Genomic DNA, 14,569 nt, shown 5'->3' on the forward strand with positions numbered 1-14,569 from the left:
GTCACTTTAGGTTCATAAAGGGCACCCGGCGCGTCTTCGCCGGGTGCCCTTCAGCGCTGTTCTCGGTGGCTCTTCCCTGGTCAGTCCTCGCTGGCGGCGGTGGGCAGCCTCGACTGAATCAGGTCCATCACGGACGAGTCGGTGAGCGTGGTGACATCACCCAGCTGGCGGTTCTCCGCCACATCGCGCAGCAGTCGGCGCATGATCTTTCCGGAGCGGGTCTTGGGCAGCTCCGCCACCGGCAGGATCCGCTTCGGCTTCGCGATCGGGCCGAGCGTCGCGCCGACGTGATTACGCAGGTCGTTCACGAGGTTCTCGTCCTCGCTGGCCGTGCCGCGCAGGATCACGAAGGCCACGATCGCCTGGCCGGTCGTCTCGTCCGTCGCGCCCACGACCGCTGCCTCGGCGACCTTCGGGTGCGAGACCAGCGCCGACTCCACCTCGGTCGTCGAGATGTTGTGGCCGGAGACCAGCATCACGTCGTCGACCCGGCCGAGCAGCCAGATGTCGCCGTCGTCGTCCTTCTTGGCGCCGTCGCCCGCGAAGTACTTGCCCTCGAAGCGTGACCAGTACGTGTCGAGGAAGCGCTGGTCGTCGCCCCAGATGGTGCGCAGCATCGACGGCCACGGCTCGGTGAGGACGAGATAGCCGCCGCCCCCGTTCGGAACCTCGTTCGCCTCGTCGTCGACGACGGTCGCCGAGATGCCGGGCAGCGCGCGCTGCGCCGAACCGGGCTTGGTCTCGGTGACGCCCGGCAGCGGCGAGATCATCATCGCGCCGGTCTCGGTCTGCCACCAGGTGTCCACGATCGGCGTCTTGCCTGCGCCGATGTGCTCCCGGTACCAGATCCAGGCCTCCGGGTTGATCGGTTCACCGACCGACCCCAGGACGCGCAGGCTGCTCAGATCGAACTTGGCGGGGATGTCGTCTCCCCACTTCATGAAGGTGCGGATCGCGGTCGGCGCCGTGTAGAGGATCGTGATGCCGTACTTCTGCACGATCTCCCAGAAGCGGCCCTGGTGCGGGGTGTCGGGCGTGCCTTCGTACATGACCTGCGTCGCGCCGTTGGCAAGCGGCCCGTACACGATGTACGAGTGGCCGGTCACCCAGCCGATGTCGGCGGTGCACCAGTAGACGTCGGACTCCGGCTTGAGGTCGAAGACGGCGTGGTGGGTGTAGGCCACCTGGGTGAGATAGCCGCCGGAGGTGTGCAGGATGCCCTTCGGCTTACCCGTGGTGCCGGAGGTGTAGAGGATGAAGAGCGGGTGCTCCGCCCCGAAGGGCTCCGGGGTGTGCTCGGCGGACTGGCGGGTGACGATGTCGTGCCACCACACATCGCGGTCCTCGGTCCACGCCACGTCCTGGCCGGTGCGGCGTACGACCAGCACATGCCGGATGCGGTCGACGCGGTCGATGGCGTCGTCCACGGCGGGCTTGAGCGCGGCGGGTTTGCCGCGGCGGTAGCCGCCGTCGGCGGTGATGACAACCTTGGCGTCGGCGTCCTCGATACGGGTGGCGAGCGCGTCGGCGGAGAAGCCGCCGAAGACGACCGAGTGAGCGGCGCCGATACGGGCGCAGGCCAGCATCGCCACGACGGCCTCGGGGATCATCGGGAGGTAGACAGCGACCCGGTCGCCCTTCACAACTCCCAGCTCACTCAGGGCGTTGGCCGCCCGGGAGACCTCGTCCTTGAGCTCGGCGTAGGTGATGGTGCGGCTGTCGCCCGGCTCGCCCTCGAAGTGGATGGCGACGCGGTCGCCGTTGCCCGCTTCGACATGGCGGTCCACGCAGTTGTACGCGACGTTCAGCTTGCCGTCCGCGAACCACTTCGCGAAGGGCGGGTTGGTCCAGTCGAGGGTCTCGGTCGGTTCGGTGGCCCAGGTGAGCCGCCTCGCCTGCTCGGCCCAGAAGCCAAGCCTGTCTACCTCGGCCTGCTCGTACGCCTCCGCCGTCACGTTGGCGTTCGCGGCCAGCTCGGCCGGCGGCGCGAACCGCCGCTCTTCCTTGAGCAGGTTGGCCAGGCTTTCGTTGCTCACGACATCTCCCTTTCCCAGGGCGTCCTATGTGCCTATGTGTCCCAGGCCATAGCTCATCAGCCAGATGGCCGGGTGACAAGAGCCTTCCGGAAATTGGTTTAGACCTGTGGGTGAATTCAGGGGTGAAGCTATGAGTGGCCCCTCCTCCCCGGGCGGTGGGAAAGAGGGGCCATACGTTCTCACGGACAGGACCGGTGAGCGGTTCAGGCTCGCGACTTCTCCAGCGCCGAAGGTGCGGGAGCGACCCGGTCGAAGACCTCGTCGATCTCGTGCTCGTCGCTGCTCGCGAGCAGATACGCCTGGGCCTCGCCGACATGGAAGTACATGCCGTGCAGCGCCAGCGTGCCCTCGGCGAGCCGCCTCGCCACCGCCTCATGGGCGCGCAGATGCTCCAGCTGCTGCACCACATTGGTCAGGCACAGCTGCTCCACCGCGTCGCTGGGCATCCGGCCGGAGATCCTGGCCCAGGAACGGTGCCGGCTCCGCATCCGCTCCAGGCTCGGCATTCCGTGCCGCAGCCACCGCCACAGCGGAGTCTGGGCGCCTCCGGGCGGAGTGCTCAGCAGGGCTTGCATCGCGCCGCAGCCGGAGTGTCCACAGATGGTGATCGAGTCCACCTCCAGCACATCGACGGCGTACTCGATCGCGGCCGCCACCGAGTCGTCGCTGCTCTCCGCGCCGAGCGGCGGCACGAGATTTCCTACGTTCCGCACGGTGAACAGATCGCCCGGACCGCTGGCCGTGATCATGCTGGTGACCAGGCGGGAGTCGGCGCAGGTGAGGAAGAGCTGGGAGGGCCGCTGTCCTTCCCGCGCCAGCCGGGCCAGCTCCTCGCGCACCAGCGGGGCCGTATTGCGCTGGAAGGTGCTGAGCCCGCTGGCCAGTTGATGCGTGGAGGCGTTCCGGGGGCTCGCGTCGCAGTGGTGGTTGCGCCAGGGCGTCCAGGGGCGGCAGGAGCAGTGTGTCTCCGTGGCGGGCTCGCTTATCCGGCCCCCGGACCGGCCGGTGAACTCCACCGTCCCGCCCTGCGCGACATGCGAGGTCTGCCAGTCGTGCAGCGCCTCGTACGCGGCGTGGTCCATGAAGGAACCGTCCAACTCCACGACACAGTCGGTTCCATGGGGCACCTGCCCCAGCGTCCGGCTCAGCCGCGGCACGGCAAGGAAGGTCAACTGGCCGCGCACCCGCACCCGGTGGATCCCCTCCTGCTCGTCCGCGGTGATCCGCGTCCTGGTCAGCCGGTGCAGCGCGACCGCGACCGCCACCGCGACCCCGATCACCACGCCTTCGAGCACGCCGGTGACGACGACGGCGGCCAGCGTCACCGCATACACCAGCATCTCCCGGTTCCGCTTCACGCTGCGCAGATGCGTGATGCTGACCATCTGGATGCCCACGACCATCACCAGCGCGGCCAGGGCGGCCAGCGGGATCAGATCGAGCACGGGTACCAGCAGCAGCGCGGCGACCGCGATCCACAGCCCGTGCATCATCGTGGCGTTACGGCTCACCCCGCCCGCGGACACATTGGCGGCGCTGCGGACGGCGACCCCGGTAATGGGCAGCCCGCCGAGCGCGCCGGAGACGACATTCGCCGCCCCCTGCCCGGCCAGCTCCCGGTCGAGCCGGGCGCGCGGAATGTGAACGTCCGGCTCCTTGCGGGCAGCCGCCAGCTTGTCGACGGCGACTGCCGACAGGAGTGACTCCACGCTGCCGACCAGGGTGATGGTGAGGACGGCGGCGAGGACGCCGAGCATCGGCCCTTCCGGCAGCTGGGGCAGGGCGTGGTTGCTCCAGGACGGCAGGTCGACGCGCGGCAGGCTCAGCCCGGCGACCGCGGCGAAGGTGGTCGCACCCGCCACCGCGGCGAGGGCGGCCGGGATCTTCCGTACGAGCTGACCCGCGCGCCCGGGAATCCGTGGCCACAGCAGCAGTACGGCAATGGTCAGGACGCTGGCCGAGAGCGCGGCCGGGTGGAGCTCGGCCAACTGGGCGGGCAGAGCACGGACGTTGTCGACGGCGGAGCTCTGCGGGGTGCCGCCGAGCACGATATGGAGTTGTGCGAGGGCGATCGTGACGCCGATGCCGGCCAGCATGCCGTGCACGATCGCCGGGCTGACGGCGAGAGCCGAGCGGGCGACCCGCAGGGCGGCCAGCCCGAGCTGGGCGAGTCCGGCGAGGACGGTGATGGCGCAGGTGGTGCGCCAGCCGTACTGCTGGATCAGATCGGCGGTGACGACGGTGAGCCCGGCCGCGGGACCGCTGACCTGCAGCGGTGACCCGCCGAGCCGCCCGGCGACGATGCCGCCGACGGCGGCGGCCACCAGCCCGGCCTGGAGTGGTGCGCCGGTGGCCAGTGCGATGCCGAGGGAGAGCGGCAGCGCGATCAGGAAGACGGAGATCGAGGCGGACAGGTCGGCGCCCGCGATGCGGAAGCGGCGGCGGCCGCCGCCGGGCGATGGCGGGCTGTGCGGGCGCTGGAAGCGCGAGGGGAGAAATGTGCGGGACGGGCGGCCCTCGCGTGACGTGCCGGCGGTGCCGTCCTTCTGCGGCGTGCCGGGCTTGCGGTTCTTTTGGGGCTTGCCGTTCTTTCGGGACTTGCCGTTCTTCCGGGACTTTCGGGATTTGCGGGACTTGCGAGATGGGTCGTCGGTGCGAGTGGGGACGCAGGCAGACATGGTTCCCGTCTCCTCCGGGGCAGCGCGGTCGCGGAATGTGGGGGACGCGGCCGTGGGTCACGGCGTGCAGCGGCGGGATTCTCAACTCTCGGTAAATGGATAGTAATGCAGAGTAAAGGCCGAGGCGGGATTACCGGGGCAAATGGGGCACTCTTTCACCCGTACTGGTGATTAGTGATTTGAATGCGGCTCGTCGCACCTCCCCCCTCACCACCTCGATGCGAGCTTGTCGGCGCCGTAGGTAATGCGTCGTACAGGCATATATGCATAGAAAGAGGGTGGGCTGATGAAGGCCGCCACGAGGAGGTTCGCCGTCGGCGCAGTCGCCACGGCCCTGATCGCAGGACTCGCCGGCTGCTCCGGATCGGACGACTATCGCGCGGCAACGAAGGGCGCCCCCGGACCGAAGGGCGCCGCGGCTCCCGTGAGCGCGGTACGTCTCATCGGCGACGGATCCACCGCGTTCACCGGAGTCCAGCCGGGGCTGCTCAAGCCGGTGCGCCTGAAGCCCGGTCAGCAGCCCCCGCAGTTCGTGGTCTTCTCCTGGGACGGGGCCGGCGAGGACAGCCAGAGGCTCTTCTCCCACTTCCGCAACGTCGCCAAGAGGTACGACGCGACGATGACCTACTTCCTCAGCGGGGTCTATCTGCTCCCAGAGGAGAAGGCGAGCCTCTACGACCCGCCCCAGCACTCTCCCGGGCGCTCCGACATCGGCTTCAATGACAGCCAGGGCATCAAGGACACCGTGCGTGAGCTGCGCGGCGCCTGGCAGGAGGGCAGCGAGGTGGGCACCCACTTCAACGGCCACTTCTGCGGCGAGGACGGCGGGGTCGGCAACTGGTCCGTCCCCGAGTGGAAGAGCGAGATCAGCCAGGCCAAGTCCTTTGTGAAGAACTGGAAGACGAACGCGGACCTGCAGACCGAACAGCCGCTGCCCTTCGACTACGAGAAGGAACTCATCGGCGCCCGCACCCCCTGCCTGGAGGGCCGCGCGAACTTTGTGCGCGCCGCGAGCGAACTGGGCTTCCGCTACGACACCAGCGGTATCAACGACCAGGTCTGGCCCAAGAAGGAACTGGGCCTGTGGGACCTGTCACTGCAGATGGTGCCGGTGCCCGGCCGCGCCTTCGAGACGCTCGCCATGGACTACAACTTCATGGTCAACCAGTCGGGCACGTCCAAGGGTGACCCCTCCCAGTACGAGTACTGGGGCGACCAGATGCGCGACGGCCTGGTGCAGGCCTTCGACCGTGCGTACCAGGGCAACCGGGCCCCGCTGATCATCGGCAACCACTTCGAATCCTGGAACGGCGGCACGTACATGCGGGCCATCGAGGAGACGATCGCCACGGTCTGTGTGAAGCGCGACGTGAGGTGCGTGTCCTTCCGCCAACTCGCCGACTGGCTGGACGTCCAGGACCCACAGGTCCTGGAGAAGATGCGCACGCTCGGAGTCGGCGAGGCCCCGAAGGGCGGCTGGGCGACGTTCCTCGCCGCCCAGCCGGCGAACTCGGCAGTCTCACCCGCGGTCAAGCAGGCCCAGCAGGCCCAGCAGGCCCAGCAGGACTGACGACTGACATCCGCTCCCTCGAGCCGTTTCCTCAGCTGGGCTGCGGAACTGCCGAATACTCGCCCAGCACGAAGGCGGGGTCGACCTGCGCGGCAAGGTCGGAGCCCGTCTTCGCGTTGCCCCAACTCTCCGCGTTCTTCAGGTGGAAGTGCACCATCTGGCGTGTGTAGCGCCCCCAGTCGCGGTGGGCGTACGAGTCCTCCGCGGCGTTCTGCAGGGTCTGCAGCGACATCCGGTTCTCGGCCTCCAGGAGCTCGAAGCGCGCCGGCCGGCCCTTCTCCATCCCCCGCACCCAGTCGGAGTGCCCGACAGTGACGAGCAGGTCGTCCCCCAGCTCCTCGCGCAGGAAGTCCACGTCGTCCTGGCCCTGCACTTTGTTGCCGATGACCTTCAGCGCGATGCCGAAGTCCCTGGCGTACTCCTTGTACTGGCGGTAGACGGACACGCCCTTGCGGGTCGGTTCAGCCACCAGGAAGGTCATGTCGAAGCGGGTGAACATCCCGGACGCGAAGGAGTCCGACCCGGCCGTCATATCCACGACCACATACTCCTCGGGGCCGTCGACCAGGTGGTTGAGACAGAGCTCCACCGCGCCGACCTTGGAGTGGTAGCAGGACACCCCGAGATCCGACTCGGTGAAGGGGCCGGTCGCCATCAGCCGGATGTCCCCGTCGTCCAGCCGGACGGTGCGGGCGCAGGCCTCGTAGACCGGGTTGTCCTCACACACACGCAGCAGACGCGAACCTGTGCCGGGGGGCGTGGTCTTGATCATCGTTTCGGCTGAGGCGATCCGGGGGTTCGTTCCCCGCAGATAGTCCTTGATCAGCGGCAGATGCGCGCCCATCGCTGGCAGCGCGGCTGCCTCCGTCTCGTCGAGACCGAGCGCGGCCCCCAAATGCTGGTTGATGTCGGCGTCCACCGCGACGACGGGGGCTTCATTGGCGGCCAGGTGGCGGATGAAGAGCGAGGACAGCGTCGTCTTTCCGCTGCCGCCCTTCCCTACGAAAGCGATCTTCATGTTCACGAAGGGTAGTGGGTCGATCGCGTGGCGCAATCAGGCTGAGTGAGGAAGACCACTCCAAGGTGGGACGTGCGGCGGGGGCGCGTAGCCTCGCTACCTATGAGTACGAATGCCTCGTCGGTCGACCCCCTCGCCACACTCGGCTCCCTGCCGGGCGTCGCCGACTCCGTGGACTCCGTACGCAAGGCCGTCGACCGTGTCTACGGCCATCGGGTCATGCGCCGTCGCAGCAACGAGGTCACCTCGGAGGCGGCGCTGCGCGGAGCGCGTGGTTCCGCCGCGCTGTCCGGGGCGGACTGGGCACTGGAAGAGGTCCGCAGGCGCACCGACTTCGGCGTCGAACCCGAGGCGCGCACGGTCGGGGCCGCGCTGCGGCTGACCGCCGAAGCCGGTCAACTCCTTTCCATCTGGCGGCAGTCGCCGCTACGGGTACTGGCCCGGCTGCATCTGGTCGCGGCGAGCGGCGCGGGCGACGACGACACGGTGGGCCGGCCACGTCTCGCGGGTGAGACGGTCGACGAGCCGCTGATCGAGGCGCCGCTGCCGGACGCGAGTGAAGTGACCGGCCGGCTGGACGGCCTGGCCGAACTGATCATCGCGGGCAGCTCAGCACCGGCCCTGGTGACCGCGGCCGTGGTCCACGGCGAGCTGCTGGCGCTGCGCCCCTTCGGCTCGTACAACGGGCTCGTCGCCCGTGCGGCCGAGCGCATCGTGCTGATCGGCAGCGGGCTGGACCCGAAGTCGATCTGCCCGGCAGAGGTCGGGCACGCGGAGCAGGGCCGGGCCGCGTACGTCGCGGCCTTCGAGGGGTATCTGACGGGTACGCCGGAGGGCATGGCCGCCTGGATCGCGCACTGCGGGCGCGCGGTGGAGCTGGGGGTCAGGGAGTCGACGGCGGTGTGCGAGGCGCTGCAGCGCGGGGCTGCCTGAATCTCCCCGTAGAACTACCGCTTGAACTAACCCCGGAGAAGCCCCTGAACAGGGTTGCGGCGGTACCAGAATTGGTACCGCCGCTGGCACGTCCACCGAGTTACCATGCGTCCTCGAATGTTGCCCATCAGGTCGGGAACTCCTGCCCGTCACCTGGTGCGGCTGGCCCGTAATCGACGGGTCGACGTCGCGTGGGTGCTCGGTTTTCATGCTCGGTCCGTGGGGCCTTCATGCGTTAAAGGTGATCCTCTCGGATGTCCTTGGTCTCGCGGGCCGTTGACTCATTTGTACTCCTGCGGGAGGGCAAGTGGAAGCCCTAGCTGCAGTTCTTTACTTTTAGGTTCAAATACGAGCGAATTGTTTCACGCGGTTGCGGTAGCGATTTGAGCGGCCGCGCTGCGCCGCCGGCTCGCGTACCAGACCAGTCCGGCGGTGGCCGCCGCCGCACCCACCGCGGCCACGGCGACAAGGGCTGGACGCGTCGGCATGGAGAACGCGGGCAGCCGCTGCTTGAGGCGGACCGGCCGATTGAAGACGAGAATCGGCCAATCCCGCGCCGTCGCCTCCCGGCGTAGCGCACGATCCGGATTCACGGCATACGGATGGCCGACGGACGCGAGCATCGGAACGTCCGTGGCAGAGTCGCTGTACGCGTAGCAACGCGCCAGGTCGTACCCCTCGGAGGCGGCGAGCTCCGTGATCGCCTCCGCCTTGGTCGGTCCGTACGCGTAGTACTCCACCTCTCCCGTGAAGCAGCCGTCGTCGCCGACCACCATGCGGGTGGCCACCACCCGGTCAGCGCCGAGGAGCTCGCCGATCGGCTCGACCACCTCCGCGCCGGAGGTGGAGACGATGACGACGTCGCGGCCCGCGGTGTGGTGCTCCTCGATGAGCGAGGCGGCCTCGTCGTAGATGATCGGGTCGATCAGGTCGTGAAGAGTCTCGGCGACGATCTCCTTGACCTGCTGGACGTTCCAGCCCTTGCAGAGCGCGGAGAGGTACTCGCGCATCCGCTCCATCTGGTCGTGGTCGGCGCCCCCGGCGAGAAAAACGAACTGGGCATAGGCGGTGCGCAGTACGGCGCGCCGGTTGATCAGCCCGCCTTGGTAGAAGGACTTGCTGAAGGTCAGCGTCGAAGACTTCGCAATGACCGTCTTGTCCAGGTCAAAGAAGGCGGCTGTGCGCGGCAAGGAGTGGTTTTCCACGAGCCTGAGCATAGGTGCCCGCCATTCGGCGTACGCTCGGGCGTGTGGGTTTGCCTGAGAAGGCTCTCGGGTACACCATGGAAGTCACGGATCGTTCGCGACCGTGCTAACCCGGTCCGGCTCCTCCCCCCCCGAGTCGGCCGGAGAGACGACCCCCGCTCTCCCCCCCGGCGGGGGTCGTCGCATGTCCGGACGCGTTTTCGTCCATGCGCTGCGATCCACTTTGATCGTTCTCCTCTCATGTGAGCCGTGTCGGCGTCGGCCTTCCATCACTCTGCACCGTCACTGTGCGTAGTGGAAGGGCTGCTCCCGGGAGTCACCGGTATGGGCGACGGGGATATTCACAAGTGGCCAGTTGTCCACAGTTTTTCAGCAAGATCCACACGATTTTCCGGTGCGCTGCACGGTGATTCCACCCGCGTAGTTCGCGGACCGCAGGAATCGCAGATCTCGGAACGAAGCGAGATCGAAGTAAGTAGGGGGTGGAGATCGTGGCTGGATCCATCACATCGCAGCGGCCGCCGGTCGTCGAAGGGCGGCGGGACGGGCCTCTGATCGTCACCGAAGATATGGAACTGCTCGACGATCTGCTGCGGCTGTGCGCCGCGGCGGGAGCCGAACCGGACGTCCATCACTCGGTGCCGGAGCGAAGCGGAAGCTGGGAGGGCGCGCCGCTGGTGCTCGTCGGCGACGACGCGGCGGCGCGCTGCCGCGGCGCCACGCGCAGACGGGGTGTGCTGCTCGTGGGGCGGGACCAGGACGACCCGGACGTCTGGCGACGGGCGGTGGAAATCGGGGCCGACTGCGTGCTGCGGCTGCCCGATGCGGAAGGCTGGCTCGTCGACCGGATCGCCGATGTGGTCGAGGGTGTCGGACGCCAGGCGCTGACCGTCGGTGTGATCGGCGGCAGGGGCGGAGCCGGGGCATCGACGCTGGCCTGCGGGCTGGCGGTCTCTGCGGCCCGGGCCGGCCGGCGCACCATGCTGGTCGACGGGGACCCGCTCGGCGGCGGACTGGACGTGCTGCTCGGCGGAGAGCAAGTGGAAGGCAGACGTTGGCCGGATTTCGCCGCTTCCAAGGGACGGGTCGCCGGCGGGGCGCTGGAGGAGTCGCTGCCCGAGTTGCATGCGCTGCGGGTGCTCAGCTGGGACCGCGGGGACTCGGTGGTTATCCCGCCTGAGGCGATGCGTTCGGTGCTGGCCGCGGCACGCAGGCGCGGCGGGGTGGTGGTCGTGGATCTGCCGCGCCGGGTCGACGAGGGCGTGGCGGAGGCGCTGGCCCAGCTCGATCTCGGGCTGCTGGTGGTGCCGGGCGAGCTGCGGGCGGTCGCCGCGGCGAACAGGGTGGCGTCGACGGTGGGCATGGTGCTCCAGGACCTGCGCGTGGTGGTGCGCGGGCCGTATGCGGCGGGGCTGGACGAGCAATGGGTCGCGGATGCTCTGGGACTGCCGCTGGCGGGCGAACTGCCCGTGGAGGCCGGACTGTTGGCCGCGCAGGACGGGGGTGCTCCGCCGGGCCGTGTGCGCGGGCCGCTGGCCAGGTTCTGCACGGCCTTCTGGGAGCGGGCGCTGACCGGGGGCGGTGTCTCGTGAGCACCGGACTGCTGGACGCCGTACGACAGAGGCTCGCGGAGAGCGGGGCAGAGCCCACGCCTGCCCGGGTAGCGGCCGCGCTGCGGGCCCAGGGGCGGCTGCTCGGGGACGCCGAAGTGCTCGGCGGCACCGAGAAGTTGCGGTGCGAGTTGGTGGGGACGGGACCGCTCGAGCCGCTGCTGGCCGATCCGTCCGTGACCGACGTCCTGGTGTCCGCGCCCGACCGGGTGTGGGTGGACCGGGGGCGCGGTCTCGAGCTCACCGGGGTCACCTTCGCGGACGCGGCGTCGGTGCGCAGGCTGGCACAACGGCTCGCCGCGGTGGCGGAGCGGCGGCTGGACGACGCCCGGCCCTGGGTGGACGCCCGGCTGCCGGACGGGACGCGGATGCATGCCGTGATCCCGCCGGTGGCGGTCGGCTCGACGTGTCTGTCGCTGCGGGTGGTGCGGCCCAGGGCGTTCTCGGTGGGGGAGCTCGTCGCTGCGGGGACGGTGCCGCCGGGCGGGGACCGCGTGCTGAGGGCGCTGATCGACGCCCGCCTGTCGTTCCTCATCAGCGGCGGCACGGGCTCGGGGAAGACGACCTTGCTGTCCAGTCTGCTGGGGCTCGTGGGGGAGCGGGAGCGGATCGTCCTGGCCGAGGACTCGGCGGAGCTCAGACCCGAGCATCCGCATGTGGTGCGGCTGGAGTCGCGCACGGCGAACCAGGAGGGCGCCGGCCGGGTGACGCTGCGGGACCTGGTGCGCCAGGCGCTGCGGATGCGGCCCGACCGGCTGGTCGTCGGGGAGGTGCGAGGAGCCGAGGTGACCGAGTTGCTGGCCGCGCTCAACACAGGGCACGAGGGCGGTTGCGGGACCGTCCACGCCAACGCGGCAGCGGATGTGCCCGCGCGGCTGGAGGCGCTCGGGACGGCGGCGGGGCTCGACCGGGCGGCGCTGCACAGCCAGTTGGCGGCGGCCCTCTCGGTGGTGATCCATCTCGTACGGGACCGGGGTGGGCAGCGGCGTATCGCCGAGGTGCATGTGCTGGAGCGGGACTCGGCGGGGCTGGTGGTGACCGTGCCCGCGCTGCGGTGGGGCGCGGAGGCCTTTGCGTACGAGCGGGGCTGGGAGCGGCTGCTGCCGCTGATCGGGGGTGCGCGGTGATGGCCAGTGAGCCGATGTACGCGGCCGCGGTGTGCGCGGGTGCGGCCGCGTGGCTGACGGTCGGGCGGGACCAGGGGCTCAGGCGCGCGCGGCTGCTGCTCGCGGGCGGCGGTGCCGTGGAGGTCTCTCCGAGGCGGTCGTGGGAGCGGGTGCTGCCATGGGTCAGGCTGCGGCGGGAGTGGCTGTGCCTGCCGGTGGCGCTCGTCCTCGCCGCGCTGGGGGAGTCGGTGCTGCCGCTGATCGCGGGGGCGGCGGCGGTGCCGCTGGTGAGGCGACGGCTGCGGGCCCGGGAGCGGAGGCGGGAGCAGGAGCGGCGAGCCGAGGGGGTGATCACCTTGTGCGGTGCCGTCGCCGGGGAACTGCGGGCAGGGCTGCAGCCGGGGCAGGCGCTGCTGTTCGCCGCCAGATCCACGGGGGCACTGGGTGGCACGGAGGCCGCCGTGCTGGCCGCGGCGCGGTTCGGGGGCGATGTGCCCCAGGCGCTGCGGGAAGCGGCGCGCGAGCCGGGCGCGGACGGGCTCGCCGGAGTCGCGGCCTGCTGGCGGGTGGCCGTGGACAGCGGGGCCGGACTGGCCGCGGGGCTCGACCGGCTGGAGGCGGCGCTGCGGGCGGAGCGGGACCAACGGGCCGACCTGCGCACCCAGTTGGCGGGTGCATCGTCGACGATCGCCCTGCTGGCGGCGCTTCCGCTGGTGGGCCTGGGGATGGGCTGGGCGCTGGGCGCCGATCCCCTGAGGGTCCTGCTGCACACCCCGGCGGGCCTGGTGTGCCTGGTGGTGGGCGGGCTGATGGAGGCCGCGGGCCTCTGCTGGGCCGCGCGGATCGTACGGCGGGGGGAGGAGCCATGACCGGGGACGCCGTCCACAGGCTGGGGGCAGTGGTCTTTCTGCTGGCCGTGGTGGCCTGCCTGGGCTTCACGATCGCGGGGCGGCGGGACGGGCGCAGGGTACGCAAGCGGATCGAGTCGCTGCTGGCGATGGAGCGCGAACGGCAGCGGTGGCGACCGGAGTACAGGGCGTGGGTGCGGCAATTGGCCTACCCGCTGGGCGCGGTGATCACCGGCTATTTCCTCGTCGGCGGGCTGATCGGCTGTGCCGTCGGGCTCGGCGGGGCCTATGGCGTACGGCGCTGGCAGCGGAACCGCAAACGGGACCCGGGTCCCGTGGACCGGGATGCCGGCCGTCAACTGCCGCTTGCCGCCGACCTTCTGGCGGCCTGCATCTCGGCCGGGGCGGGGCCACGGGAGGCGGCGGAGGCGGTCGGGGAGTCGCTGGGCGGGCCGGTCGGCGAGCGGCTCGTGCGGGCGGCAGCCGAATTGCGGCTCGGAGGTGAGCCGGCACGGGCCTGGGGGTGGTTGGCGCAGATACCGGGCGCGACGGGGCTGGCCCGCTGTCTGGAGCGTGCCGACTCCACGGGCGCGCCGGCCGCGGAGCCGGTGTCCCGGCTGGCCGAGCGCTTCCGGGCCGACCGGGCGCGGTCGGCCACGGCCCGGGGCCGCAAGGCGCAAGTCCTGATCACCGCACCCGTGGGGCTGTGCTTCCTGCCCGCCTTTCTGGCGGTGGGGGTGGCTCCGGTGGTGATCGGCCTGGCGGACGGACTGCTGAACGGCAACTGAGCAACTGAGCAACTGAACGAGATCTCTTGGGGGTTGAAATGTGGAATCAGATGCGGGGATGGCTGCGCGGGCTTTCGCGCCGGATGCGCACGGACTCGGGGATGACGACGTCCGAGTACGCGATGGGGACGATCGCCGCGTGTGCCTTCGCGGCCGTTCTGTACAAGGTCGTCACGAGCGGGGCCGTCTCGGGGGCGCTCCAATCGGTGATCGGGAAAGCCCTCAATGCGCAGTTCTGAGGTGCGCGACGAGGTGCGCGACGAGGTGCGGTACAAGATGCGCGACGAGGCGCGCGGCAGGGTGCACGACCGGGGGTCTGTGACGGCGGAGGCGGCTGTCGCGGTGCCCGCCCTGGTGGTCTTCGCCATGGCCCTGGTCTGGGCGCTGATGGCGGCCTCCGCGCAGATCCAGTGCGTGGACGCGGTTCGGGCCGGAGCCCGGGCGGCCGCCAGGTCCGAACCGCGGGCAGCCACGCTGGCCGCCGCCCGCTCGGCGGCCCCGGCTGGTGCGCAGGTCACGGTGAGGCGGGCGGGGGACCTGTGGCGGGTACGGGTCGAGGCGCACACTCCGGGCCCGGGCGCGCTGGCCCTGACGCTGAGTGCGGAAGCGGCGGCCCTCGCCGAGGACACGGTGGGCCGGGACGCGGCCGGGCGGGACGCCTCCGCCGAGCAACCGGCTACCAGTGAGGCAGCTACGCGCCGGACCGCCACCGCGGGCCCGGCCCCTCTGGAGACTCCGGAGGTGACCCGATGACCCGGGACCGCGGGCCGATGACCC

Annotated in this window: 12 protein-coding genes; 8 read left to right on the forward strand and 4 right to left on the reverse strand. The window is 70.3% G+C overall.

What is annotated here, in order from left to right; genetic code table 11:
* Positions 1 to 80: 80 nt before the first annotated feature.
* Both acs and ACZ3H8_RS20450 read right to left on the reverse strand, forming a co-directional pair.
* Complete coding sequence (gene acs, locus ACZ3H8_RS20445; RefSeq protein WP_467403736.1) at positions 81 to 2,036, reverse strand: acetate--CoA ligase; 1,956 nt, start codon at positions 2,034 to 2,036, stop codon at positions 81 to 83.
* Between the two features lie 203 nt (positions 2,037 to 2,239).
* The gene (locus ACZ3H8_RS20450) at positions 2,240 to 4,714 is read right to left on the reverse strand and encodes a bifunctional SulP family inorganic anion transporter/carbonic anhydrase (RefSeq protein WP_467403739.1); all 2,475 of its coding nucleotides are present in this window, start codon (positions 4,712 to 4,714) and stop codon (positions 2,240 to 2,242) included.
* Between the two features lie 286 nt (positions 4,715 to 5,000).
* Here ACZ3H8_RS20450 and ACZ3H8_RS20455 point away from each other — a divergent pair, with 286 nt between their 5' ends.
* The gene (locus tag ACZ3H8_RS20455) at positions 5,001 to 6,284 is read left to right on the forward strand and encodes a polysaccharide deacetylase family protein (RefSeq protein ID WP_467403740.1); all 1,284 of its coding nucleotides are present in this window, start codon (positions 5,001 to 5,003) and stop codon (positions 6,282 to 6,284) included.
* A 31-nt stretch (positions 6,285 to 6,315) separates the two neighbouring features.
* On the opposite strand, the gene ACZ3H8_RS20460 is transcribed toward ACZ3H8_RS20455, so the two are convergent.
* Positions 6,316 to 7,302, reverse strand: a complete 987-nt coding sequence (locus tag ACZ3H8_RS20460; RefSeq protein ID WP_467403742.1) for an ATP-binding protein — start codon at positions 7,300 to 7,302, stop codon at positions 6,316 to 6,318.
* Between the two features lie 102 nt (positions 7,303 to 7,404).
* On the opposite strand from ACZ3H8_RS20460, the gene ACZ3H8_RS20465 reads away from it, so the two are divergent.
* Positions 7,405 to 8,235 (forward strand): Fic family protein, encoded by an 831-nt coding sequence (locus ACZ3H8_RS20465; protein ID WP_467403744.1) that lies wholly within the window; start codon positions 7,405 to 7,407, stop codon positions 8,233 to 8,235.
* 362 nt (positions 8,236 to 8,597) lie between these two features.
* Here the strand turns inward: ACZ3H8_RS20465 and ACZ3H8_RS20470 are convergent, their stop codons facing one another.
* The gene (locus ACZ3H8_RS20470; RefSeq protein WP_467403747.1) at positions 8,598 to 9,452 is read right to left on the reverse strand and encodes an HAD family hydrolase; all 855 of its coding nucleotides are present in this window, start codon (positions 9,450 to 9,452) and stop codon (positions 8,598 to 8,600) included.
* A gap of 479 nt (positions 9,453 to 9,931) precedes the next feature.
* Here ACZ3H8_RS20470 and ssd point away from each other — a divergent pair, with 479 nt between their 5' ends.
* From ssd to ACZ3H8_RS20500, 6 genes are read left to right on the forward strand one after another with little or no spacing between them, the layout of a single operon-like run.
* Positions 9,932 to 11,032 (forward strand): septum site-determining protein Ssd, encoded by a 1,101-nt coding sequence (gene ssd, locus ACZ3H8_RS20475; protein WP_467403748.1) that lies wholly within the window; start codon positions 9,932 to 9,934, stop codon positions 11,030 to 11,032.
* A complete protein-coding gene (locus ACZ3H8_RS20480; protein WP_467403751.1) occupies positions 11,029 to 12,177 on the forward strand; it encodes a TadA family conjugal transfer-associated ATPase in 1,149 nt (382 codons plus the stop codon). Before ssd ends, ACZ3H8_RS20480 begins: the two co-directional genes overlap by 4 nt.
* A complete protein-coding gene (locus tag ACZ3H8_RS20485; protein ID WP_467403752.1) occupies positions 12,177 to 13,025 on the forward strand; it encodes a type II secretion system F family protein in 849 nt (282 codons plus the stop codon). Before ACZ3H8_RS20480 ends, ACZ3H8_RS20485 begins: the two co-directional genes overlap by 1 nt.
* Positions 13,022 to 13,792 (forward strand): type II secretion system F family protein, encoded by a 771-nt coding sequence (locus tag ACZ3H8_RS20490; RefSeq protein ID WP_467403755.1) that lies wholly within the window; start codon positions 13,022 to 13,024, stop codon positions 13,790 to 13,792. The genes ACZ3H8_RS20485 and ACZ3H8_RS20490 overlap by 4 nt, the downstream gene beginning before the upstream one ends.
* 38 nt (positions 13,793 to 13,830) lie before the next feature.
* The gene (locus ACZ3H8_RS20495; protein ID WP_467403756.1) at positions 13,831 to 14,031 is read left to right on the forward strand and encodes a DUF4244 domain-containing protein; all 201 of its coding nucleotides are present in this window, start codon (positions 13,831 to 13,833) and stop codon (positions 14,029 to 14,031) included.
* Entirely contained in the window at positions 14,018 to 14,545 is a 528-nt protein-coding gene (locus ACZ3H8_RS20500; RefSeq protein WP_467403758.1) for a TadE family type IV pilus minor pilin, read from the forward strand. Before ACZ3H8_RS20495 ends, ACZ3H8_RS20500 begins: the two co-directional genes overlap by 14 nt.
* The last annotated feature ends 24 nt before the right edge of the window (positions 14,546 to 14,569 follow it).

This window comes from Streptomyces sp. NPDC002868 (assembly GCF_055563295.1).

Coding starts and splice junctions, on each gene's coding strand:
- ACZ3H8_RS20485 (WP_467403752.1), top strand. CDS start 12,177: ATGGCCAGTGAGCCGATGTACGCGGCCGCGGTGTGCGCGGGTGCGGCC.
- ACZ3H8_RS20460 (WP_467403742.1), bottom strand. CDS start 7,302: ATGAAGATCGCTTTCGTAGGGAAGGGCGGCAGCGGAAAGACGACGCTG.
- ACZ3H8_RS20490 (WP_467403755.1), top strand. CDS start 13,022: ATGACCGGGGACGCCGTCCACAGGCTGGGGGCAGTGGTCTTTCTGCTG.
- ACZ3H8_RS20465 (WP_467403744.1), top strand. CDS start 7,405: ATGAGTACGAATGCCTCGTCGGTCGACCCCCTCGCCACACTCGGCTCC.
- ACZ3H8_RS20495 (WP_467403756.1), top strand. CDS start 13,831: ATGTGGAATCAGATGCGGGGATGGCTGCGCGGGCTTTCGCGCCGGATG.
- ACZ3H8_RS20450 (WP_467403739.1), bottom strand. CDS start 4,714: ATGTCTGCCTGCGTCCCCACTCGCACCGACGACCCATCTCGCAAGTCC.
- ACZ3H8_RS20455 (WP_467403740.1), top strand. CDS start 5,001: ATGAAGGCCGCCACGAGGAGGTTCGCCGTCGGCGCAGTCGCCACGGCC.
- ACZ3H8_RS20470 (WP_467403747.1), bottom strand. CDS start 9,452: ATGCTCAGGCTCGTGGAAAACCACTCCTTGCCGCGCACAGCCGCCTTC.
- ACZ3H8_RS20500 (WP_467403758.1), top strand. CDS start 14,018: ATGCGCAGTTCTGAGGTGCGCGACGAGGTGCGCGACGAGGTGCGGTAC.